The 22827-nt window shown below is 63.9% G+C and carries 17 protein-coding genes and 1 pseudogene; 17 read left to right on the forward strand and 1 reads right to left on the reverse strand.

What is annotated here, in order from left to right:
• The first annotated feature begins 1 nt into the window (after nucleotide 1).
• The 3 genes from QCE63_RS36715 to QCE63_RS36725 all read left to right on the forward strand — a co-directional run bounded on the left by QCE63_RS36715 (nucleotide 2) and on the right by QCE63_RS36725 (nucleotide 5434).
• Complete coding sequence (locus tag QCE63_RS36715) at nucleotides 2-1366, forward strand: TIGR00366 family protein (protein ID WP_309840362.1); 1365 nt, start codon at nucleotides 2-4, stop codon at nucleotides 1364-1366.
• A 24-nt stretch (nucleotides 1367-1390) separates the two neighbouring features.
• Complete coding sequence (locus QCE63_RS36720; protein ID WP_309840365.1) at nucleotides 1391-2725, forward strand: 2-hydroxycarboxylate transporter family protein; 1335 nt, start codon at nucleotides 1391-1393, stop codon at nucleotides 2723-2725.
• 423 nt (nucleotides 2726-3148) lie between these two features.
• Nucleotides 3149-5434, forward strand: coding sequence for a phosphocholine-specific phospholipase C (locus QCE63_RS36725; protein WP_309840367.1), 2286 nt, complete (start codon nucleotides 3149-3151; stop codon nucleotides 5432-5434).
• A gap of 33 nt (nucleotides 5435-5467) precedes the next feature.
• Here QCE63_RS36725 and QCE63_RS36730 read toward each other — a convergent pair whose 3' ends face one another.
• On the reverse strand, nucleotides 5468-6409 hold the full coding sequence (locus QCE63_RS36730) for a LysR family transcriptional regulator (RefSeq protein ID WP_309840370.1): 942 nt from the start codon (nucleotides 6407-6409) through the stop codon (nucleotides 5468-5470).
• A 283-nt stretch (nucleotides 6410-6692) separates the two neighbouring features.
• Here QCE63_RS36730 and QCE63_RS36735 point away from each other — a divergent pair, with 283 nt between their 5' ends.
• From QCE63_RS36735 to QCE63_RS36800, 14 genes and pseudogenes are all read left to right on the forward strand, one after another.
• A complete protein-coding gene (locus QCE63_RS36735) occupies nucleotides 6693-7439 on the forward strand; it encodes a hypothetical protein (protein WP_309840372.1) in 747 nt (248 codons plus the stop codon).
• 180 nt (nucleotides 7440-7619) lie between these two features.
• Nucleotides 7620-8297 carry a M15 family metallopeptidase gene (locus tag QCE63_RS36740; protein ID WP_309840375.1) on the forward strand — a complete coding sequence of 226 codons (678 nt, stop codon included), beginning with the start codon at nucleotides 7620-7622 and terminating at the stop codon, nucleotides 8295-8297.
• Between the two features lie 145 nt (nucleotides 8298-8442).
• Nucleotides 8443-9258 (forward strand): IclR family transcriptional regulator, encoded by an 816-nt coding sequence (locus QCE63_RS36745; RefSeq protein WP_309840376.1) that lies wholly within the window; start codon nucleotides 8443-8445, stop codon nucleotides 9256-9258.
• 153 nt (nucleotides 9259-9411) lie between these two features.
• Nucleotides 9412-10740, forward strand: coding sequence for an MFS transporter (locus QCE63_RS36750; RefSeq protein WP_309840411.1), 1329 nt, complete (start codon nucleotides 9412-9414; stop codon nucleotides 10738-10740).
• A gap of 36 nt (nucleotides 10741-10776) precedes the next feature.
• Nucleotides 10777-11427 carry a DUF4286 family protein gene (locus QCE63_RS36755; protein ID WP_309840377.1) on the forward strand — a complete coding sequence of 217 codons (651 nt, stop codon included), beginning with the start codon at nucleotides 10777-10779 and terminating at the stop codon, nucleotides 11425-11427.
• A 663-nt stretch (nucleotides 11428-12090) separates the two neighbouring features.
• Nucleotides 12091-13197: a type VI secretion system protein TssA gene (gene tssA / locus QCE63_RS36760; protein ID WP_309840379.1), complete on the forward strand. Its 1107-nt coding sequence runs from the start codon at nucleotides 12091-12093 to the stop codon at nucleotides 13195-13197.
• 58 nt (nucleotides 13198-13255) lie between these two features.
• Complete coding sequence (gene tssB, locus QCE63_RS36765; protein ID WP_309840380.1) at nucleotides 13256-13828, forward strand: type VI secretion system contractile sheath small subunit; 573 nt, start codon at nucleotides 13256-13258, stop codon at nucleotides 13826-13828.
• Nucleotides 13829-13937: 109 nt separating this feature from the next.
• A complete protein-coding gene (gene tssC / locus QCE63_RS36770) occupies nucleotides 13938-15395 on the forward strand; it encodes a type VI secretion system contractile sheath large subunit (RefSeq protein ID WP_309840412.1) in 1458 nt (485 codons plus the stop codon).
• A 60-nt stretch (nucleotides 15396-15455) separates the two neighbouring features.
• On the forward strand, nucleotides 15456-15938 hold the full coding sequence (locus QCE63_RS36775; RefSeq protein WP_309840381.1) for a type VI secretion system tube protein Hcp: 483 nt from the start codon (nucleotides 15456-15458) through the stop codon (nucleotides 15936-15938).
• Nucleotides 15939-16128: 190 nt separating this feature from the next.
• Nucleotides 16129-16602 (forward strand): type VI secretion system baseplate subunit TssE, encoded by a 474-nt coding sequence (gene tssE, locus QCE63_RS36780; protein WP_309840383.1) that lies wholly within the window; start codon nucleotides 16129-16131, stop codon nucleotides 16600-16602.
• Nucleotides 16602-18470: a type VI secretion system baseplate subunit TssF gene (gene tssF / locus QCE63_RS36785; RefSeq protein ID WP_309840414.1), complete on the forward strand. Its 1869-nt coding sequence runs from the start codon at nucleotides 16602-16604 to the stop codon at nucleotides 18468-18470. Before tssE ends, tssF begins: the two co-directional genes overlap by 1 nt.
• Complete coding sequence (tssG, locus tag QCE63_RS36790; RefSeq protein ID WP_309840385.1) at nucleotides 18434-19615, forward strand: type VI secretion system baseplate subunit TssG; 1182 nt, start codon at nucleotides 18434-18436, stop codon at nucleotides 19613-19615. The genes tssF and tssG overlap by 37 nt, the downstream gene beginning before the upstream one ends.
• Nucleotides 19608-22210 (forward strand): annotated as a pseudogene (gene tssH / locus QCE63_RS36795) (type VI secretion system ATPase TssH). Before tssG ends, tssH begins: the two are co-directional and overlap by 8 nt.
• Before the next feature lie 41 nt (nucleotides 22211-22251).
• Nucleotides 22252-22827 (forward strand): type VI secretion system tip protein TssI/VgrG (locus QCE63_RS36800; protein ID WP_309840387.1); only part of this gene is annotated, 576 nt, incomplete at its 3' end.

A 22827-nucleotide genomic window follows, 5' to 3' on the forward strand; every position in this document is an offset into this window, starting at 1 on the left:
CATGAAATCCACCGCCGCGCCGACGCCCGTGCGCAAGACCCGCTTCACCGAAGCCACCATCCGGCTTTTCGAGCGCACCATTCCCGATCCGTTCGTGCTCGCGATCCTGATCACCGCGATCGTCGCGGCGCTTTCGCTGATCTTCGCGCCGCATGCGTCCGTGCCGGGCATGATCGGCGGCTGGTACAAGGGCTTCTTCGGCATCTTCACGTTCGCGTTCCAGATCACGCTCGTGCTCGTCACGGGCCATGCGTTTGCGCACGCTCCGCCGGTGCAGCGTCTCTTCAAGGCGCTCGTGTCGGTCGCGCGCACGCCCGCGCAGGCCGCCACGCTGACCTTCGTGCTGGTGGCCGTGACCTCGTTCTTCAACTGGGGCATGGGGCTGGTCGTCGCGGCGCTGCTCGCGCGTGAAGTGGCCAAGCGCCTGCGCGTGGACTTCGCGTGGATCGTCGCGGCCGGCTTCTCCGGCTGGGTCGTGTGGGCCAGCGGCATTTCGAGTTCCATCGCGCTGGCGCAATCGACGCCGGGCAGCGCGATGAACGTTGTGCAGAAGCTGACGGGCGCGGTCCTGCCGTTCGGCGAGACGGTGTTCACGCGCTTCAACCTCGTGCCGACGCTCGTGATGCTCGTCGTCATGCCCTTCGTGCTCACGTGGCTCAAGCCGCGCGACGAGGACGCCGTCGTGCTCGACACCGACAAGCATCCCGACGCCCCGGTGCGCAAGCGCCCCGAAGGCAAGCTGAGCGTTGCGCAAACCATCGAGCATTCGTGGGTCGGCAGTGCGTTCATCGGTGCGATGGGGATTGCGCTGATCGTGCTGGCGCAGGTTCAGCACATTCCGTTCTCGGGCGTGAATGCGGTGATCTTCGTGATGTTCATCGGCGGCGTGATCTTCCATGGCTATCCGCTCGCCTATGCCGATGCCATCAAGAACGCCGCGAAACAGACCGGCTCGATGATGCTTCAATACCCGCTGTACGGCGGCATCATGGGCATGATGGACGCCACGGGCCTGCCCGACGTGATCTCACACTTCTTCATCACGATCTCGAACGCGCACACGCTGCCGTTCTGGAGCTACATCTGCTCGCTGATCGTCACCTTCTTCATTCCGAGCGGCGGCGGTCACTGGGCCGTGCAGGGTCCGTTCGTGGTGCCCGCGGCCGTGGCGCTGCATGCATCCGTACCGGCGACGACGATGGCCGTCGCGATGGGCGAGCAGGTCTCGAACATGTTGCAGCCGTTCTGGGCCGCGCCGGTGGTCGCGATGGCAGGCGTTGGCGTGCAGCGCGTGCTCGGCTTCACCGTGATGACCTTTGCCGTGGGTTTGATCGTGTATGGTGCGGCCTTGCTCATTTTCATCTGACCCACGATGAACGGAGAACCCTCGATGAAGTCCGCCTCACCCTCGGTCGCCACGCGCGAGAACCCGGGCCTGAAAGAGCGCTGGTGGCGCGTGTTCGACGTGCGCATCGGCGCGTTGCCGCTGCCGGTCTATGTGCTGCTGATCCTCGTGCTCGCCGCGATGACCGCGCACGGCAAGCTCGCCGCCGACCTGCCGACCGGCATCGCGCTCGTCACGGTGGGCGGCTTCACCTGCGCGGAGCTGGCCAAGCGCATTCCGTGGATCCGCCACATCGGCGCGACCTCGATTTTCGCGGCCTTCATCCCGTCGATGCTGGTCTACTATCACCTGATGCCGGCGCCCATCGCGAAGGCCGTCACGACCTTCACCAAGCAGTCCAACTTCCTCTATCTGTTCATTGCGGCGATCATCGTCGGCAGCGTGCTGAGCATGGACCGGCAGACGCTCGTCAAGGGCTTCGTGCGGATCTTCGTGCCGGTGGCCGCCGGGTCGGTGGCGGCGGCGCTCGTCGGCACGACCGTGGGCACGGTGCTCGGACTGGACCTGAAGCACGCACTCTTTCTCGTCGTGGTGCCGATCATGGCGGGCGGCGTGGGCGAAGGCGCGCTGCCGCTCTCGGCAGGCTATGCGCAGATTCTCGGCGTCGAGCAAGGGCCGCTGTTCGCGCAGGTGCTCTCGGCAGTGATGCTCGGCAACATCGCGGCCATCTGCTGCGCGGGTCTGTTGAGCTATCTTGGCACGCGTCGTCCGCAGCTCACCGGCAATGGCCGCCTGACACTCGCGCAAGCCGACGATGAAGTCGCCGAGGCCCGCGCGCCTTCGTTCGAGTTCGATGTCAGTTCGGTCGCGGCCGCGGGCGCGACGGCTATTGCGCTGTATCTGGTGGGCGTGCTGAGCCATCAATACTTCGACTGGCCCGCGCCCGTGGTGATGCTCGTGCTCGTGGTCGCGGCGCAGTTCTTCCAGCTCGTGTCGCCCCGCGTGCGCGGCGGCGCGCGCTTCATGTATGGCTTCTTCTCGACCGCCGTCACCTACCCGCTCATGTTCGCGATCAGCGTCGCGATGACGCCGTGGGGCGAGATCGTCGCGGCGTTCCATTGGGTCAACATCGTGACGGCCGTGTCCACGGTGCTCACGCTGACGTTGACCGGCTTCCTCGTGGCGCGCCGCATGGGCATGTATCCGGTCGAGGCGGCCATCGTCAACGCAACGCATAGCGGACTCGGCGGCACCGGTGACGTGGCCATCCTGACCGCCGCGAACCGCATGGAACTGATGCCCTTCGCGCAGATCGCCACGCGTATCGGCGGGGCGATCACGGTCATGATCGCGCTCGCCGCCTTCGCCTGGCTGCACTAGCTGTTGCAAGTCTGTTTCCCTCGCCTGGCGCTTCCCCGCGCCAGCACAACCACTGATTACCTCGTCTTTACGAAAAGTCTTTCCGCTCCTTTCACATTCCTGCAAGAAAACTCCTCTAGATTGATGGTCTGAATCAGGCGCCTGGTTCATTCGGAACGAAGCTTGTGCACAAGCGCGTTCCGTCCATCGATCAACCCGCTCCATTGACGCCAAGACCTACTACATGACCCGCTTTTTCAAGCCGGGCAGGCCACTGCTCGCGAGTGCAATCGTTTGCGCCACGCTCGTGCTGACAGCCTGCGGAGGGCATGACTCAGGCTCCGATGCGCCTGCGTCCAGCGACGCTTCCACCTGCAAGACCAGCCACTGCGCCCCCGCTCCCTGAGCCACGCCAGCACACCCATAACGAGCCCACAAGAACGCATGACTTTCAGTCCATCGAAGAGAAACTTCCTCCGCTCGTCGCTCGGCACCGTCGCATCGGCGGCCGTGCTCTCGACCTTCCCGCCCGCGATCCGCCGTGCCCTCGCGATCGATGCAAACAATGTCACCGGCACCATCAAGGACGTGCAGCACGTCGTGTTGCTGATGCTCGAGAACCGCTCGTTCGACAGCTATTTCGGCACCTTCAAGGGCGTGCGCGGCTATGGCGACCGCTTTGCGATTCCGTCGCCCACGGCATCGAACGTGTTCTATCAAAGCTATACCAATGGCGGCGCCACCAGCACGCTGCTGCCCTATCATCTCGACGAAAGCCAGGGCAACGCACAGCGCGCCGGCAGCACGCCGCATAGCTGGGCCGATGCGCAATCTGCGTGGGACAACGGCCGCATGGCAGCATGGCCCACCTCGAAGAAACCTTTGTCGATGGGTTACTACGAGACCGTCGAAGTGCCGTTCCATCGCGCGCTCGCCGATGCCTTCACGCTATGCGACGCGTATCACTGCGGCATGCATACCGGCACCATCGCCAATCGCCTGTTCTACTGGACCGGCACGAACGGACCCAACGGCGTGACGCCGGGCGGCAACGTGCCGGTCAGGGTGGCGGCGCTCAACAATGAATTCAACGGCGGCAACGACGTAGGCGCGTCCACCGACGGCTGGACCTGGACGACTTACGCGGACCGTCTGCAGTCGGCGGGTGTGAGCTGGAAGGTCTATCAGAGCCTGATCGACAACTTCGGCTGCAACGAGATGATGAGCTTCCGCCACTGGCGCGCCGCCATCGAGCAGATGCCGGCGGAACGGCGGCCGCTGTATGTCGCGAGCACGGACATCACGCAGTCCGTGACGGCAGCGGGTCCTTTCTACGATGCCTCCATCGACGACGCGCTGAGCCCGCTCGCCAAGGGCTTCGGCAACACGATGCCGCAGGGCTTCCTCGAAACCTTCCGCGACGACATCCAGAAAGGCAGCCTGCCGGCTGTCGCGTGGATCATCCCGCCTTCGGTGTATAGCGAGCATCCGGGGCCGTCCAGCCCGACGCAAGGCGGCTGGTACGTGCAGGAAGTGCTCGACGCCCTCACCGCGAATCCGGAGGTGTGGAGCAAGACAGTGTTGCTCGTCAATTACGACGAGAACGACGGCTTCTTCGATCACGTGCCGCCGCCGAGCGCGCCGGCGCATGCGGCGGATGGCTCGATGGCCGGCGCCAGCACGTTGTCGGACGCGGACATGGCGCCCGAATACCATAACTTCACGCCGGCCACGAGCAAGCAGCCCGCCATCGACGGCCGTCCGTACGGCCCCGGACCGCGCGTGCCGATGTGGGTGATCTCGCCATGGAGCCGCGGCGGCTTCGTCAACTCGCAGGTCTTCGATCACACCTCGACGCTGATGTTTCTCGAGAAGCGCTTCGGCGTGGCGGAGCCGCAGATCAGCAGCTATCGCCGGGCCGTGTGCGGGGACCTCATGTCGTGCTTCGACTTCGTGAGTCCGAACAGCGGGACGTTGGCGGCCTTGTCGGGGCGCACGACGAAAGACTCCGCCGATACGCTCGCCACCTCGCAGGCCGCGTCCGCGGCGATTGCCGTTCCTGCGGCGACGGCGGCATCGGCGGCGCCCGCGCAAGCCACGGGATCGCGTCCTTCGCGCGCCTTGCCCTATGAACTGCATACCACGGCGCACATCAGCGCGGGTTCGGCTGCCATCGCGCTGGAATTCGCCAACGGCAGCGCGAGCGGTGTCGGCGCGGTGTTCCATGTGTACGACCGCAATCATCTCGATCTCGTGCCGCGTCGCTATGTGGTCGAAGCGGGCAAGTCGTTGACGGGAACATGGACCGTGCCCGCCGCCGACAACGGCCGTTACGATCTCTGGGTGCTGGGTCCGAACGGCTATCACCGCGAGTTCGTCGGCAACCTGAACGAAGTGAGCGCGGCGGCGAATCCGGAGATCCAGGTGTGCTACCTGCCGTGCGATGCCACCTCGGTCAGCGTGAAGCTGCATAACCGCGGCAACCAGCCCGTGACCTTCACCGCCGCCGCACTCGCCTATCGCACGGATGGGCCGTGGAGCAAGACAGTGGCAGCCAACAGCATCGGCGAACTGAGCTGGCCGGTGACGGACAGCGGCAACTGGTACGACTTCACGGTCACAAGCAGCACGTCGGCTGCCTTCAGGCGGCGCTTCGCGGGACGGATCGAGAACGGCAAGGATCTCGTCTCGGATCCGGCGATGGGGATGGGAATGAAGACAGGCGTGTAATGCATGCAGGGCGCCCCGCGCGGGGCGCCCGCTTCAGTCGTCTGCGTTCAGCGCGTCGAGCAGCAGCGGCAGCCAGGGTGCGGGCTCGCCCCGGCGATAAATCAGCGCAACCGGCCAGGATGGCAGGCGCGGTGACATGTTGAGGACCTTCACCTGTTCTTCCGTCAGCTGATTCCGCAAGGCCAGCGAGGGCAATACGCTCAGGCCGACATCGTCCGCCACCATCTGGAGATTCGTAAACGGGTGCTGCGATTCGATGACGGGAACCGGCGGCGGCAAGCCATCGAGGACGAACATCTCGGCAACCGCCTTGCCGATGATGGAATCCGATGGCGGCAGGATCCAGCGTTTGTCCCTCAGCAAGTCCCACGATACTTCATCGAGATTCGTCAAGGGATCGTTTGCGGAAGCGATCACCACGAGATTCATGGTGAACAGTTTCCTGAACTGAAAAGAGCGCATGGCCGAACTGGGAAGCGCGAAGGTCGTGATGACCGCATCCAGTTCACCCTGCTCCAGCCGATAGAGCAATTCGGGCACCGGGGCTTCCTTGAGCCGCACACGCAATTGAGAATTCGAGCGAGTGAGCTCGCGAAAGACAACAGGCAGATAACCTTGAGCAATGAAAGGGGCGGCGCCGATCTTGATCAGCAGATCCGGATGATCGCTCAGGGTTTCGCGGCGCAAGCGCTCGAGATCATCCAGCAGGAGCTTGGCGCCTCTCAGCACGGTGTGGCCGTACTGCGTGGGCACGACGCCGCGGGAATCCCGCTCGAATAATGCAACGCCGAAGGTCTGCTCCATTTCCGCGAGCGTCTTGCTCAATGCCGGCTGCGTGACGTTGAGCAGCTTCGCCGCCGCATTCAGGCTGCGGCACTCCTTAAGCGTTACCAGAATTTGCAAATGGCGAAATTTGAGCCAACCGACCAATCGGTGCGATTTCTCACGACTATCTTCGCTGAATGTGCTCAACATGATTCTCAAAACTCAACTGGTTGAAATGTTATCACCATTATCTGAATAAGCGCTTTTGATTGGCTTGCAAAATGCGGAATTCATCACACCCTATACTCATTGTTCAATGAAACGTTATCGATAGCGACATCCGGTTTGCTTTGTGCAATGCCGAACCATCGATAACCCTATACCCGCCCCCGCTCAAGTTTGGCCGCGCGCTGCCGTTATCCGCCAGAACGGCGCGTCACCGCCTCCTGTCAACGCTTTGCCAAACAGGCAAAGCCACTCGATCGAAATCAGCATGAAACGTGTCGTTGCTCTCTCCGCGCTTACCTTGGTCCTGGCGGGATGTGGCGGAGGCGGCGGCGGCAGCTCGGATGCCGCGCCTGCCGCACCCGCACCGAATGCCGCGCAAGGTCTCTATTCCGGCACCGATGCATACGGCCATACGATCGGTGGCGCCGTGCTCGACAGCGGCGCCTTCTACTTCGTCTATGTCGATACGGCCAACAACACGTTCGGTCTCGTGCAAGGCACGGCCACTGCCTCTCACGGCACGTTCCAGTCCGACAACGCGCGCACCTTCGACATCACCGGCAGCCGCATGACCGACACCCCCGTGCTTGCCGGCTATAACGGCCGCAACAGCATCCAGGGCGCGCTGTACACGAGCGCGGCGAAGCAGAGCAGCAGCACGTTCAACCTGGTGTACGACTTCGCCTATGAACGTCCGATCACGCTCTCGGCAGTCGCAGGCGCTTATTCGGGCGCGGCCGGCTCCACGCGCGGCGGTGAAGCGACCAGCTTCACGATCGGCCTGGACGGCTCGATCAAGGGCGCTGGGCCGAGCGGCTGCACCTTCACCGGAACCACCCGCCCGCATGGCGACAAGAACATACTCGACGCCACCATTACGTTCGGCGCCGCACCTTGCCTGTATCCGGGCGCGACTGTGACAGGCGCCGTGTTCTTCAACAACAGCGAACTTCTGGGCGCGCTGACGCTGGCGGACCGCTCGGATGCATTCGTGGTTGCCGCCACCAGATAAAGCACAGGCAAAACGCCTGAGAACAGCCCGGATAACCCGGGCCGTCGCGCTTCCCTTCATTTTCGTTATGTGCGCGGAGCAGCGCACACGTCCATCACGCTATTGACGAACGGCGCGCGAAGAAACCATGATCGACTGGAGATTCACACAAGAAACTCACACACGCTAAAGGAATCTTCAATGCTGACACTGGCGCACCCAAGCATAAAACGAATGGAATACATGGAGTGCGGTGAAGCTTTCGTGAACTTGCAGGATATTCATGAGCGCATTGCCGTGGATATGAGCCGCCAGCTCATTACCCGCGATGGCGATTACTTCTGCTGGTCCCGGCTCGGCGTCGCAAAGCGGCTCGTCACGGCGGCGCGGAGCCTTCCGCCGCACCTCCGGCTGCTCGTGGTCGAGGCGTACCGGTCCCTCGATGTACAGCGCAGCTATTTCCGCGATTACACCCACGCGCTCAAGCGCGACTATCCCTGGCTCAAGGACGACGCGCTCTACGAAAAAGTCAGCCAATGGGTCGCGCCCCCCGAAGTGGGCGGTCATCCAACCGGCGCGGCGATCGACTTGACCTTGCAGCGCATCGACGGCGGACACGTCGATATGGGCGCCGTCCTCAACGCCAACGATGCCGAGTCATCGGGCGCCTGCTTTACCGATAGCGTCTTCATCACGCGTGCAGCAAGCCACAATCGCGCCATTCTGCGCGATGCCATGAGCGCCGCCGGCTTCGTGAACTATCCGTCGGAATGGTGGCACTGGTCTTATGGCGACCGTTACTGGGCCGTGGTTTCCGGCAAGCCGCATGCAGTCTATGGGCCGGTCGAGGAGTTCGAAGTAGAAGGCGTGCGCGTCTAGCCTTTTATGAAAGCGATCACCCCGCACCCTCGTAGAAACCCCGACGCCTCGGTTTTGGAAACTCTTTGCAAAATGCAAATTCCTTCCAATATACTGTGGGCACGCGGCCAAAGAGGCCGTCTGGCGGACCGAGCGAGAGTAAACAATGAGTGCGGTGGCGGATCGAATCCTTCGAGTACTGGAAGAGCTGGCGAACGCGCCGGAAGGCAGGACGCTTTCCGAGCTGGCCACCGCGCTCGATGTCCCGGTCAGCGCCGCGCATCGGCTGCTGGCGGACCTGATGGAACAGGACTATGTGCGCAAGGACGAACGGCGCGGCGAGTTCATGCTCACGATGAAACTGCCTTCGCTCGGATTGCGCTTCCTGAGCGCGGGCGGCGTCGTGGATGTCGCCCAGCCAATCCTTGAACGGCTCGCCTCGACGTCGGAAGAACTGGTGCGTCTCGCCATTCTCGATGGCGAGCAGCTGATCTACGTCGCCAAGGCCCAGGGCGCGCGCCAGGGCATTCGCTACGATCCCGAGATGGGCAGGCCCGTCACGCTGTCATGCAGCGCCGCCGGCATCGTGTGGATGGCCGGCATGAGCGACGAAGAAGCCATGCGGCTGGTGTCCAGACAAGGCTTCGGCGCGCCGTCGGACTTCGGCCCGCGCGCCCCGACCACCTTCAAGGCGCTGCTGCCGCTCATCGAGGCCGCGCGCGCAAACGGCTACGCCACCACGCAGGACATGTTTCTGCCGGCCATGAGCTCGATGGCGACGCCCGTGCGAACCTCGGGCGGCGAGGTGCGCGCCATCCTGATCATCGCGGGCCCGATGTCGCGCCTCACCGAAGAGCGCATGAGCGCACTCGTGCCCGCATTGATGTCCACGGCGGCTGAACTGTCCGAAGCCAGCGGCGTGTCGCCGATGCTTCGCCGCGCCATGCAGGGCCCCAATTACGCAGTGAGCATGTCGGCATAACATCAGGCGCGTTCTTCGCCTGTCGCATCTGCATTCTCATTTTAATTAGCATCCCGATGCGAAGGAATGCGCGCGTCTGCACGATCAACAACAGCACATTATCCGGGAGGAGACAAATTGGAATCAGCACACGCAACAAGCGGCAAGCATTCGATGGCGAATCGCGCCGTCAGTGCGGCGACATTCGGCACCGCACTCGAATGGTTCGACTTCACGCTATACGGTTCGGTGGCCGCCACGGTCCTGCCCAAACTGTTCTTTCCCGCGATGGAGCCCAGCTCCGCCCTGCTCGCCTCGCTGGCGACCTTCAGCGTAGGACTGGCGGCGCGGCCGCTGGGCGCGATCATCTGCGGTCACTTCGGCGACAAGATCGGCCGCCGCAACCTGATGCTCGGCACCGTCTCGGTGATGGGCATCACCTCGGTGCTGATGGGCCTCTTGCCGACCTACGCACAGATCGGCATGCTCGCGCCGATCCTGCTCGTCCTGTTGCGCATCATCCAGGGCTTCGCGCTGGGCGGTGAATCGACGGGCGGTCAGTTGATGGCGCTGGAACACGCGCCCGCCGACCGGCGCGGCAAGTATTCCGGCCTGATCGGCATGTGCGCGCCGCTCAGCCAGATCCTCGCCAATGCGGTGCTGCTGCTGTTGTCCGCAACCATGAGCGCCGATGCCTTCACGCGCTATGGCTGGCGCATTCCCTTCGTGATGAGCTTTCTGCTCGTGCTCGTGGGCATCTATATCCGGCTGCGCGTCGCCGAGACGCCCGCCTTCCTGCAGATGAAGCAGTCCGCTGTCGCGTCGGTCAGCAGTCCCCTCAAGGATGCGTTCCGCCTGCACTACAAGACCATCATCCGCATGATGCTGTTCTTCTGCGGGCCGACCGCGCTGTTCTATCTCGCGGTCGTGTTCACGCTCGGCTATCTGACCAACACGCTCGGCGTGCCGAAGCAAACCGGCTTCACGCTGCTGATGATTGCCAACGCATGCGCCGTCGCCGGCTCGATTCTCGGCGGTCTGCTGAGCGACCGCATCGGCCGCAGGCGCGCGTTGATGCTTGCCTCAGCGGCGACGCTCGTCATCATGTTGTTCTATTTCCCCGTGCTGGGCACCCGCAGCTTCGTGCCGATGGCCATTGCCATGGGCCTGTTCATGGGCTTTACGCAAGTGCAGACCGGCATTCAGCCTGTGGCGTTCGCGGAAGCCTTCCCGACCAACGTCCGTTATTCGGGCTCGGCATTGGCCTTCACCGGAGCGAGCCTGTTCGCCGGCGGCCCGATCCCGGTGGTCGCGACGTGGCTGCTGAACCTGAGCCATGGCTCGCCGTGGCCGCTCGTCGCGCTGGTCGCCGCGTTGAACGTGTTGTCCTTCTGCATGATCGCGATCGGTCCGGAAACGGCCGGCGTGGATCTGAACCGCCTCGATTCCGCCGATGACGTCCTCGGCAAACGGGACGCCGGCGCGCAGCAGGCGAGCTTTTGAGTCACACCTTATCCATCGAATCGAACGAGGAAGCCGATGAACGAATCCCATCGAGGCCTGCTGGCGATCTGGAGCACCATCGCCCCGGAAGCCGAAACCGACTATCTGCACTGGCTGACGCGCGAACATGTATTCGAGCGCGTGAGCGTGCCGGGCTTCTGCTCGGGCCGCGTCTTCAAGCGGCGCGACAGCAAGCCGTCCGAGTACCTGATGCTCTATGAACTCGACCATGCCGAAGTCATGTCGAGCGAGGGTTATCTGACGAGGCTCAACGCGCCTACGCCGTGGACCCAGCGCATCATGCCCACGTTGATGCACTTCCGCCGCGGCGGCGGTGCGTTGATCCATGAAGCCGGCCATGCGCGCGGCCATGGCGGTCACATCGCGATCGCACGCTTCGGAGATGAACTTCCCGGCGCGTTGTCCGGCGAGCGCCTGGATGTGCTCGCGCAGCTGGACGGAATCGTCGCGGTCCGCGTCATGCGCGTGCAGTCCGATTCGACGTCGATCTCCACGCGGGAGAAGTCGATGCGCCGCAGTGAGGAAGGCGCGTTTTCCGGCCTCATCGTGATCGAAGCGCTGGATCACGCTGCGCTCGACCATGCGGTCACGGCGGCGAGCCATGCCATTCCGGAACTCGACGGCGCGTTTCAACTTCACGACGCGGTCTTCGGCAGTCACCGATAAGCTCGACGCACGAGCCGCGTGATGAATCAGCGACATCACGCGGCCGATCTCCTGACGGCAACAGGGTCATGAAATTTTCATGATTGTGTGAGACGAAGCCCCTGCTTCAAAGAATATTCCAGTAATATCACCTGGTTGATTTGTAAGTTATCCCGTGAACGATTACTGCTGACGATCGATTTGCCGCAACAGAATTCAATTCAATAAAAGCGCGCACTCGTCATGCAAAACAGTGATAAGTCCATTGCTGGTTTTCAGCGTCTAGCATTCACTCCATCGAGTGTGAAGACGCAGTTCAGGTGCAGCGGATCGGCATGATCGCCGCGCAGGAATTCGAGCTGAACTAGCAAGCCAGCGGCCCGTCTGCCTGCCAGGTGCGCAAGCAGCAGTGCCGCGCGCATGCAGGATGCGCGCATCATTTCAGACGCAAATCATTCCGAAATCGAAGCCCGGTTGCCCGTCGCGCTGTCTGGCGACGTTCGTCCGTTTGCCCTTTTTATCCCACGTGCTTTTCAGTAATGCCTGACGAGGCCGTCATATTCAAGACGTCGATCGCGACATGCTTCAAATCGCATGACGCCCCTTCCAGCTCGAGTGGATTGATTCCACACCGGCTGGAAGGGAAGTCGAGACGGACGCAGACTTTTATTCGTCGAGCTCAAGATGAACAACGCGTCAGATAGCGCACCGGACACTGAAGCAGATCCGCATGACGGCTTGCTGCTCGAGCCCGTCACGGATCAGGCTCCGTGCGGCGACGAGCTGACCTACGATCAGGCGTTCATCGATCTCGAACGCCTCGCTGTCGGCAAGACCGAGCAGCAGTTCGGCTCGACGATCATTCCCGCTGAAAATCCGGACTGGCATCAGGTGGCAGTGCGAGCGAGCGGCCTGTTGAAACGCACCAAGGATCTGCGGGTCGCCACCCTGCTGACACGCGCGTGGGTCCAACTGCACGGGCTTGCCGGATACGGGCGCGGCGTTGCGCTGATCGCCGGATTGCTGGAACGCTATTGGCAGGCGCTGCATCCGCACGTCGAGACCGATGGCGAAAGCGACCCGCTGATGCGCATCAATGCGCTGCGCAATCTCGGCGATCCCGAAACCATCGGACGCGCCATCCGCAACGCCACCATCCTGCGCGTGAAGCAAGGCAGTCTGAGCCTGCGCGATGCCGCCGCCCTTCTCGACGGCCATGCTTCCCAGGCGGCCGCATCGCTGAATCTGGATGGAGCCGAACTGCGTCAGCAGCTTGCGCTTGCGGCGAATGCGCCGAACAGCCTCACCGCGCTCATCCCGGAGATTCTCGCGGCACTGAAGCGCATCGCGCAGACCGTGCAGCGCGAACTCGGCGACGCCTGGGTGCCCGACTTTCGCAGTGTTGAAGCGCCCTTGCGCCTCATCGGCGATGCGGCGCAGCCGCTTCGCGGCCATGTTGCCGACGCGCCGCTGCCGTTCGATGACCAGGACGCGCCGCATGAAGCCATCGCCGACGGCCCGTCCCACCGTCCAGCCGAGCACGCGCCGGACCGGGTCCATCACGCGTTGCGCTCGCGCTCGGACGTGATCGCGTTGCTGCAGAAGGCCTGCGTCTACATGGAGCTTCACGAGCCGGGCCACCCGGCGCCGCTCCTCATTCGTCGCGCCGTACGGCTGATGGGAATGAGCTTCTACGAGATCGTCCGGGACATGGTGCCGGCCGGCATTGCGCAGCTCGACGTACTGGCAAACAGCCAGAAAGCAGGCGAACCACCGGTTCAACCAGGCTGAACGACGCGGCAACCACGCGGCAACCCACGCACACGAGCAAGCTTACTGGAGGCAATCCGTGACGAAAGCAAAACAGACCCGATCGCGTCAGGGCGGTCAGCAATTCATCGGCAGGAATCGTGCGCCGCGCGTGCAGATCGAATATGACGTCGAGATCTACGGCAGCGAGCGGAAAGTCGAGATTCCCTTTGTCATGGGCGTGATGGCGGACCTGGCGGGCGACAGCCGCAAGCCGTTGCCCGAGATCGGCGAGCGCAAGTTCCTCGAAGTGGATATCGACAACCTGGATGAACGCATGAAGTCCATCCAGCCGCGCGCCGCGTTTCAGGTCCCGAACAAGCTGGGCGGCGAGGGCCGCCTGCAAGTGGATCTGACCTTCGAGAGCATGGACGATTTCACGCCGGGCCGGATTGCCCGCAATGTCGATTCGCTCAGTCATCTTCTGGACGCGCGGACCCAGCTCGCCAATCTGCTTTCGTATATGGACGGCAAGAACGGCGCGGAAGAACTCCTGGCAAAAGCGCTGGCCGATCCGGCACTGCTGAAGGCGCTCGCCAGGAGCGCGAAGCCGCAGGACGACGAAGCCGCGGCGCCGTCCGACGAAGCGCAGCCGGGCGAACAGGACGCGTGAGCGCGTCCCCTCCTCACGAACGCCACGACATGGACAGCGCAGACTTCACCGACGGATTAAACGCATGACGACCATCAGACACGCCGAGCACGCCGGCCACTCGCAGACGATGGAGGTGGATCACTTCAGGGATCTGCTGAACAAGGAGCTCAAGCCCGCGACGGACCAGGCGCATCAGGCCATCGAAAGCGCGGTGAAGACGCTCGCGCATCAGGCGCTCGAACACGCCGCCGTGATGTCCGCCGATGCCTATCAGGGCATCCAGGCCATCATCGCGGAAATCGACCGGAAGCTGTCCGACCAGATCAACGAGATCCTGCATCATCCGGCCTTCCAGAACATGGAGTCGGCCTGGCGCGGCTTGCACTACCTCGTCACCAACACCGAAACCGACGAGATGCTGAAGATCCGCTTCATGCCGATCTCGAAGAAGGAACTGGCGCGCACGCTCAAGCGCTACAAGGGCGTGGCCTGGGATCAGAGCCCGGTGTTCAGGAAGATCTACGAAGAAGAGTATGGACAGTTTGGCGGCGAGCCGCTGGGCGGACTCGTCGGCGACTTCTATTTCGACCACAGCCCGCCCGATGTCGAGATGCTGGGCGAGCTGTCCAAGATCGCGGCGGCGGCGCATTGCCCGTTCATCGCGGCGGGCTCGCCTTCGGTCATGCAGATGGATTCGTGGCAAGAGCTCTCGAATCCGCGCGACCTGACCAAGATCTTCCAGAACACCGAGTACGCGGCCTGGCGCGGTCTGCGCGAGTCGGACGATGCGCGCTATATCGGCCTGACCATGCCGCGCTTCCTGGGCCGCCTGCCCTACGGCATCAACACGCTGCCGGTGGATGAGTTCGACTTCGAAGAGAACACCGACGGCGTCGATCACCGCAACTACATGTGGATCAATTCGGCCTACGCGATGGCTGCAAACATCAACCGTTCGTTCAAGCACTACGGATGGTGTACGTCGATTCGCGGCGTGGAATCGGGCGGCGCGGTGGAGAACCTGCCAATGCATACCTTCCCCACCGACGACGGCGGCGTCGACGCCAAGTGCCCCACCGAGATCGCGATCAGCGACCGTCGCGAAGCCGAGCTGGCGAAGAACGGCTTCATGCCGCTCGTGCATCGCAAGAACTCCGACGTGGCCGCGTTCATCGGCGCGCAATCGCTGCAAAGTCCGAGCGAGTACTACGACAACGCCGCCACTGAAAACGCGCGTCTGGCGGCACGGCTTCCGTATCTGTTCGCCTGCTGCCGGTTTGCGCATTACTTGAAATGCATCGTCCGCGACAAGGTCGGTTCATTCAAGGAACGCCGCGACATGGAGAGCTGGCTCAACGACTGGATCATGAGCTATGTCGATGGCGACCCCGTCAATTCCTCGCAGGAAACCAAGGCCAAGAAGCCGCTTGCCGCCGCCGAGGTCATGGTCGAGGAAGTCGACGACAACCCAGGCTATTACACCGCGAAGTTCTTTTTGCGCCCGCACTATCAGCTCGAAGGGCTCACGGTTTCTCTTCGGCTGGTTTCCAAGCTGCCGTCTTTGAAGGAAGGCAGTGCTTCGTAGCAACGTTCGTCACGATCACCGTGGCGATAACCTTGTTTCATTTAATCCCGGAGAATCGAAATGGCTGTAGATATGTATATGCGGGTGGATGGCGTAACTGGCGAATCGAAGGATGCAAATCATCAGGGCTGGTCGAACGTGCAGTCCTATGCGTGGGGCGCGAACCAGCCCGGCAGCATGGCCTCTGGCAGCGGCGGCGGTCTCGGCAAGGTTAGCTATAGCGACCTGCAGGTGACGGCGCCGATCGACAAGGCATCGCCCGCCATTCTGAAGTACTGCTCGAACGGCAAGCACTTGCCGACGGTGGAAATCTCCGTCTGCAAGGCCGGCGGTTCGCAGGTCGAGTATCAGCGCATCACGCTCAGCGAAGTGCTGGTGACGTCCGTCACCCATGCCGCCGCCAGTACGGGCGATGCCGTGCTCGTGACCTACACGTTCCAGGCCGCGAACGTGCAGCAGCAGTACTGGGAGCAGACCGACCAGGGCAATCGCGGCAGCGCAAGCACGCTGTCGTGGAACATCAAGCAAAACCAGGAAGCCTGACGCACCGAGTCTGAGTGTGGTCCGCCGGGCGGGTGCATGCGCCCGGCATGCAACGTCATGACCCTGGACCCTTTGCCGGCCGCAAGGCCCCGACCCAGTCGCATCAACCACCGCGAGCAGCATGCGCAAATTGCCATCACGTCATACGCAACCGACTGGCACACCGGCCGGACGCAGGCTGACGCCCGTCTTGCTTGACCGCCTGACCGATCACGCGCCGCACGAAGCGCGCGAAGCGGACGGCGCATTCATGCTGACGCGCGCGTTGCTGCGCGAATCGGTGCTGCGCGACTTGCGCTGGCTGCTCAACACGACGAACCTCGAAGCGACCGTCGATCTCGGCCCGTATGCGGGCGTGCGCGAATCCGTCATCAACTTCGGCACGGGCGCGCTGGCGGGACTGCGGATGTCGGAGATCGAATGGACCGACATCGAACGCACCATCCGCGAGGCGATCCTCGCATTCGAGACGCGCATCGTTCCGGACAGTCTGCAAGTGAAGTGCGTCGAAAACAACAGCGACTCGCTGCTGCATCACAACCTGCTGGTCCTGGAGATACGCGGACAGATCTGGGCCGTGCCCTATCCCTTCGAGTTCGTGTTCCGCTCGGAAGTCGATCTCGAGAACGGTTACATGGTGCTGCAAGCGCCGGGGAACGAATGATGGACGGCCGCCTGCTCGACTATTACAGCCGCGAACTGAGCTACCTGCGCGAACTGGGCGCGGAATTCGCCGCCGAGTATCCGAAGATCGCGGGCCGCCTCGGCATGCGCGACACGGAAGTCGTCGATCCGTATGTCGAGCGTCTGCTCGAAGGCTTCAGCTTCCTGGCCGCGCGCATCCACCTGAAGATGGACGCCGAGTTTCCGCGCTTCTCTCAACGCTTGCTGGAACTGGTTTATCCCGGCTATCTGTCGCCGTTGCCCGCCATGGCGATCGTGCAGATTCCGCCCGACCTCGACGTCGGCAATCTCGCGAGCGGCTACACCTTGCCTCCCGGCACGGCCCTGCGCGCCAACGTCACGGCGGGCGAGCAGACGCCCTGCGAATTCAGGACCGCGCACGAGGTCACGTTGTGGCCCATCCGCATCGCAGCGGTGCGCATGGAGCCCGCGCCGGAAGACTTGCCGTCCGCACTGCTCGACCCGCAACGCACCGTGCGCAGCGTGTTGCGCATCCGCCTGGAGACCGACGGCGCGGCGCGCTTCGCCGACCTGCCGCTCGAACGGCTGAGCTTCTTCCTCGGCGGCCAGACGCAGCAGGCGCAGCATCTGCTCAGGCTTCTGGTCGGCGACCGCGTGGTGGCGGCGGCGGTCCGCGATCCGGCGAGCAAGACCCCGAGCTACCGAAGCCTGCCCGCCGATGCGATCCGTCACGAAGGACTCGACGCCGGCCAGGCCTTGCTGCCGGACGACATGCGCGCATTCAGCGGGCATCGCATCCTGCACGAGTACTTTGCGTATCCGTCGCGGCTGCTGTTCTTCAGCATCGGCGGATTGCACGACGCATTGCGCACGGCCGGCACGGCGTGCGAACTGCTGGTGCTGTTCGACGAACGCGCGGAAGAACTTTACCGCTCAGTCGATGCACGCAGCCTCGCGCTCTATTGCACGCCCGCCGCCAACCTGTTTCCGAAGCGCACGGACCGCATGCCGGTGTCGCGGCGGCAGCATGAATATCACATTGTCGTGGACCGCTCGCGGCCGCTCGACTACGAGGTCTACCGCGTCAATCGCGTCACGGGGCACGGCGGTCCCGAAGGCCGCGAGCAGACGTTCCTGCCGTTCTATTCCCCGCATGCGCATCAGCGCAACAACGCGGGCTGCTACTTCTCGACGCGCCGTGAACCGCGCCTGTCCAGCGCGCGGCAGCGCGGCCATCATCGCAGCGACTACGCGGGCAGCGAAGTGTTCGTGTCCCTGGTCGATCAGCATGAAGCGCCGTACAACGGCGAGCTGCGCCACATTTCGGTGGATGCGCTGTGTACCAATCGCGATCTCGCCATCCTGATGCCGCTCGGCGCGAAGGCGGACTTCACGCTGACGGTGTCGGCGCCGGCGGGGACCATCAAGGTGCTCAAGGGACCGAGCGTGCCGCGCGCCTCCATCGCGGAGAACGAGATTACCTGGCGTCTCATCAGCCATCTCGGCCTCAACTATCTGACGCTCACCGATCTCGACGGCACGCAGGGCGCCGCCGCCTTGCGCGAGCTGCTCGGGCTCTATGCGGACATCGCCGATCCCGCGCTGACGAAGCAGATTCAGGGCATCCGCAGCGTGCGCGTCGAACCGGTGTGCCGCGCGCTGCCGCATGCAGGTCCGATCATGTACGGCCGGGGCGTGTGCGTCACCGTGCTGATCGAGGAAGCCGTCTTTGAACCGTACGACATGCATCTGTTCGGCGCCGTGCTGGACCAGTTCTTCGCGCGCCACGTATCGCTGAACAGTTTCAGCGAACTGGTCATTGAAACCTTGCAGAGAGGAGAGATCGGACGATGGAAACCCCGGATCGGCTGCCGGCCGACAGCCTGACACAGGCGGTCTACGGCCGGACCGAAGAGGCTCCGTCCGTCAGCCCCCCCGCCCCGCCGCCACGCGAGGAGCGGCTCGACCGTCTGCTGGAGCAGGCGGCGGGCGCGCCCTACGAGTACGACCTGTTCGAGCTGATGCGCTGGATCGACGCCTGCGCGGTCAGTCCGGTGCGTCTCGGCCGGGCGTCGCATCCACGCGACGAGCCGGTGCGCTTCGGTCAGCGTCCATCGCTGGCATTCGCGCCGGCGCCGCTCGCCGAAGTGCGCCGCGATCAGCGCGAGGGCTCGCACACGCGCGCGCAGGTTTCGGTGTATGGCTTCGGCCTGTTCGGGCCCAACGGTCCGATGCCGCTGCATCTGACCGAATACGCCTACGAGCGGGCGCGCAATCACGGCGATACGTCGCTGGCCGGTTTCGCGGACCTGTTTCATCACCGGCTGATCGCGCTGGTCTACCGGGCCTGGGCGAATGCGCAGCCGTGCGCGAGTCTGGACCGCGCGGCGGATGCCCGCTTCGACGACTACATCGCGAGCCTCATCCATCTCGGCCAGCCTTCGCTCAAGGGGCGCGGCGCGGTGGCGGACCACGCGCGCTATTACATGGCCGGGCATCTCGTCAGGCAGACGCGCAACCCGGAAGGCCTGTGCCGGATCCTCGCCGACTACTTCGGCGTGAAGACGCGCGTGAACGAATATACGCCCGGCTGGATCGCCATCGAACCGGCGCGGCAGAGCGCGTTGCCGCTCAGGCTCGGCGCCAATGCGTCCGGCGCGGGCGCGATGCTGGGCCGTGCGGTGCGGGATGCGCAGCATGGCTTCGAGATCGTGATCGGGCCGTTGCCGATGGAGCGCTTCCGCCAGTTCCTGCCCGATACGGAAGCGGCGATGCAGCTGGCGGACTGGGTGCGTTTCTATGCCGGCGACGAGCTGGAATGGAACGTCAGAGTCCTGCTGGCGCGGGCCGACGTGCGCGGCGCGAGCGTCGGCATGCAGCAGCGCCTGGGCTGGGACACCTGGGTCGGCGAGCGGCTGAGTCCCACCGACGCCGGCGACCTCGTGTACGGCCCCGGAATCGTCGCCCATCATGCGCGCCAGCGGCGCGCCGAACAGACACGAAACGAATCGCCTGTGACCTGCCATGACTGACATCAATCGTCCTGCCCTGTACGGCAAGCTCAATCCATTCCTGTTCCGCTCGCTGGAGAGCGCCACGTCGCTGTGCAAGCTGCGCGGCAATCCCTATGTGGAGCTGGTGCACTGGCTGCATCAGATGCTGGCCGAAAGCGACAGCGACCTGCATCGCCTGATCGTGCGTTTCGACCTCAGGCGGGGCGGCTCGATCATGATCTGTCCGTCGCCATGGACCGCCTGCCGCGCGGCGCCAGCGCCATCGCCGACTTCTCAGCCTTCATCGACGAAGCCATCGAGCGCGCGTGGGTCTACAGCACGATCGCCTATGACCGCGCGCGCATCCGCAGCGCGTTCCTGCTGGCCGGCATCCTGAAGACGCCGTCCTTGCGCAATCAGTTGCTCGCCACCTCGCAGCAGTGGAGCAAGCTCGTCCCCGATCTCGTGATGAACGAGATTCCCGCTGTCATCGCCGGTTCCGCCGAAGACAGTGCCGGCGACAACGGCGCTGCGGCCGAGGCCGCCCCGCACGACGCCGCCGGCGAATCGGCGTTGCAGCGCTTCGCCGTGGACATGACGGCGCAGGCGCGCGCCGACCGCATCGATCCGATCACCGGCCGCGAGTCGGAGATCCGCCAGGTCATCGACGTGCTGATGCGCCGCCGTCAGAACAACCCGCTGCTGACCGGCGAAGCGGGCGTCGGCAAGACCGCCATCGCCGAAGGACTGGCGTTGCGCATCGCCGCCGGCGACGTGCCGCCCGCCCTGCGCGACGTCACGCTCTATTCGCTCGACATGGGACTGTTGCAGGCGGGCGCCAGCGTCAAGGGCGAGTTCGAGGCGCGTCTGCAGCAGATCATCAGCGAGGTGGAGCGCAGCACGCGCCCGGTCGTGCTGTTCATCGACGAGGTGCATCGGCTGATCGGCGCGGGCGGCGCGCACGGCACCGGCGATGCCGCCAACCTGCTCAAGCCGGCGCTCGCACGCGGCCAGTTGCGGACCATCGGCGCGACCACGTGGAGCGAATACAAGAAATACATCGAAAGCGATCCCGCGCTGACGCGGCGTTTCGAAGCCATTCAGGTGCGCGAGCCCTCCGAGGACGAAGCCGTCGCGATGCTGCGCGGGCTGGTCGGCCGGCTCGAACGGCACCATCGCATCGTGATTCTGGATCAGGCGGTGGATGCGGCGGTGCGTCTGTCGAACCGCTATCTGCCCGCGCGGCAACTCCCTGACAAGGCGATCAGCCTGATGGACACCGCGTGTGCGCGCGTCGTCGTGGGGCGGCATGCGCCGCCGCCGGCAGTCGAGGATCTGCAACGCCGCATCAGCGCGCTCGAAGCGGAACAGGCCGCGCTGGAACGCGAACGGCTGATCGGCCTGCCGGTCGAGATCAGGCCCGCGCTGAGCGAGGCGCTGGCCGAACGGCAGCAGGAACTCGCGGCATCCGAAGCGCGCTGGTTGCAGCAGCGCGAACAGGTGGAAGCGATCGTGGCCTTGCGCGCCGAACCTCACGACACACCGGAAGCCGGCGACCGGCGCGCCACGCTCGCGCGCTTGCGCACCGAACTGGCCGCGCTGCAGGGCGACTCGCCGCTCGTGCAGGTGGATGTGGATGTCGAGACGGTCGCGGCGGTGCTGGCTGACTGGACCGGGATTCCCGCCGGCAGGATGCTGCGCAACGAAGCGCAATCGGTGCTTGCGTTGCCGCAGACGCTGGCGCGACGCGTGATCGGGCAGCCTGCCGCGATGGATGCGATCGCGCGCCGCGTACAGAACGCGCGCGCCGCGCTGGACGATCCGCAGCGGCCGGTCGGCGTGTTCCTGCTGTGCGGTCCGTCGGGTGTCGGCAAGACGGAGACGGCGCTCGCGCTCGCCGAAGTGATGTATGGCGGCGAGCAGAACCTGATCTCCATCAACATGAACGAGTTCCAGGAATCGCACACGGTATCGACGCTGAAGGGCGCGCCGCCGGGTTATGTCGGCTATGGCGAGGGCGGCATCCTCACTGAGGCGGTGCGTCGGCGGCCATACAGCGTCGTGCTGCTCGATGAGATGGAGAAAGCCCATCCCGATGTGCAGGAAGCCTTCTACCAGATCTTCGACAAGGGCTGGATGGAGGACGGCGAGGGCCGGCGCATCGACTTCCGCAACACGATCCTGATCCTGACTACCAATGCCGGCGACGCCGAGATCATGCGGCTTGCCCAGGAAGAGCCCGCGCCCGCGAACAGTCAGGTGGAACGGCGCATCCGCGATGCCTTGCGCGAGTACTTCACGGCCGCGTTTCTCGGCCGCCTGACCGTGGTGCCGTTCTATCCGCTCTCCGGGGCCGTGTACGAGGAAATCATCGCGATGCGGCTGCGCACGATCGGGCGGCGCCTCGCTGAACAACATGAGATCGCGTTCCATCACACGCCCGAGGTGGGCCTGCTGATCCACGAACGCTGCGCCGAGGTGGAGTCCGGCGGCCGTTTGATCGACTCGATCATCACCCAGTCCCTGCTGCCCTTGATCAGCCGCGAAATCATCGCCGCACTGGCCGAGAACCGTAGCTTGAATGAAGTACGGATCTCCGTCGAGAACAATGAGTTTCAAGTCACGCTTTGCTGAAGCTTCATCCACGACTCTCAATCGATAGCGAGCCGAAAGACATGACCCAGGTTGTGACCGCTTACTGCAGTGCGTTCGATGCCGGTACTCTCAGTTTTCGTTCCGTAACCGGTAACGAAGCCCTTTCCACGCTCTTCGACTTCGAGGTGCAGCTCGTCTCCAGCGATGCCTCGCTCGATCTCAAGAGCGCCCTCGGCAAGTCGCTCACGCTGGAGATCCAGCCGCAGGTCGGCGCGTTGCGTTACCTCGATGGCCAGATCACCCGCTTCGAGTTCAATGGCCGCGAGACGCTCACCTCGCGCAGCTATATCTATACGGCCACTGTGCGGCCTTCGCTGTGGTATCTCACGCGCTCCATCAACTGCCGCATCTTCCAGGAGAAGACGGTCGTCGAGATCATCCAGGAAGTCTTCTCCGCTTATGGCTTCCCGGTCACCAATCGTCTGAGCAGCACCTACCGCACCTGGGGCTTCTGCACCCAGTTCCAGGAGTCCGATTTCGCCTTCGTCAGCCGTCTGATGGAGCAGGAAGGCATCTACTACTACTTCACGCATCAGATGGGTCAGCACACGCTCGTGCTCGCCGATGACATGAGCGCTCATGATCCCCTGCCCGAT

This window comes from Caballeronia sp. LZ065, from assembly GCF_031450975.1.
Classification (GTDB): domain Bacteria; phylum Pseudomonadota; class Gammaproteobacteria; order Burkholderiales; family Burkholderiaceae; genus Caballeronia.

Coding starts and splice junctions, on each gene's coding strand:
- QCE63_RS36715 (WP_309840362.1), top strand. CDS start 2: ATGAAATCCACCGCCGCGCCGACGCCCGTGCGCAAGACCCGCTTCACC.
- QCE63_RS36720 (WP_309840365.1), top strand. CDS start 1,391: ATGAAGTCCGCCTCACCCTCGGTCGCCACGCGCGAGAACCCGGGCCTG.
- QCE63_RS36725 (WP_309840367.1), top strand. CDS start 3,149: ATGACTTTCAGTCCATCGAAGAGAAACTTCCTCCGCTCGTCGCTCGGC.
- QCE63_RS36730 (WP_309840370.1), bottom strand. CDS start 6,409: ATGTTGAGCACATTCAGCGAAGATAGTCGTGAGAAATCGCACCGATTG.
- QCE63_RS36735 (WP_309840372.1), top strand. CDS start 6,693: ATGAAACGTGTCGTTGCTCTCTCCGCGCTTACCTTGGTCCTGGCGGGA.
- QCE63_RS36740 (WP_309840375.1), top strand. CDS start 7,620: ATGCTGACACTGGCGCACCCAAGCATAAAACGAATGGAATACATGGAG.
- QCE63_RS36745 (WP_309840376.1), top strand. CDS start 8,443: ATGAGTGCGGTGGCGGATCGAATCCTTCGAGTACTGGAAGAGCTGGCG.
- QCE63_RS36750 (WP_309840411.1), top strand. CDS start 9,412: ATGGCGAATCGCGCCGTCAGTGCGGCGACATTCGGCACCGCACTCGAA.
- QCE63_RS36755 (WP_309840377.1), top strand. CDS start 10,777: ATGAACGAATCCCATCGAGGCCTGCTGGCGATCTGGAGCACCATCGCC.
- tssA (WP_309840379.1), top strand. CDS start 12,091: ATGAACAACGCGTCAGATAGCGCACCGGACACTGAAGCAGATCCGCAT.
- tssC (WP_309840412.1), top strand. CDS start 13,938: ATGGAGGTGGATCACTTCAGGGATCTGCTGAACAAGGAGCTCAAGCCC.
- QCE63_RS36775 (WP_309840381.1), top strand. CDS start 15,456: ATGGCTGTAGATATGTATATGCGGGTGGATGGCGTAACTGGCGAATCG.
- tssF (WP_309840414.1), top strand. CDS start 16,602: ATGGACGGCCGCCTGCTCGACTATTACAGCCGCGAACTGAGCTACCTG.
- tssG (WP_309840385.1), top strand. CDS start 18,434: ATGGAAACCCCGGATCGGCTGCCGGCCGACAGCCTGACACAGGCGGTC.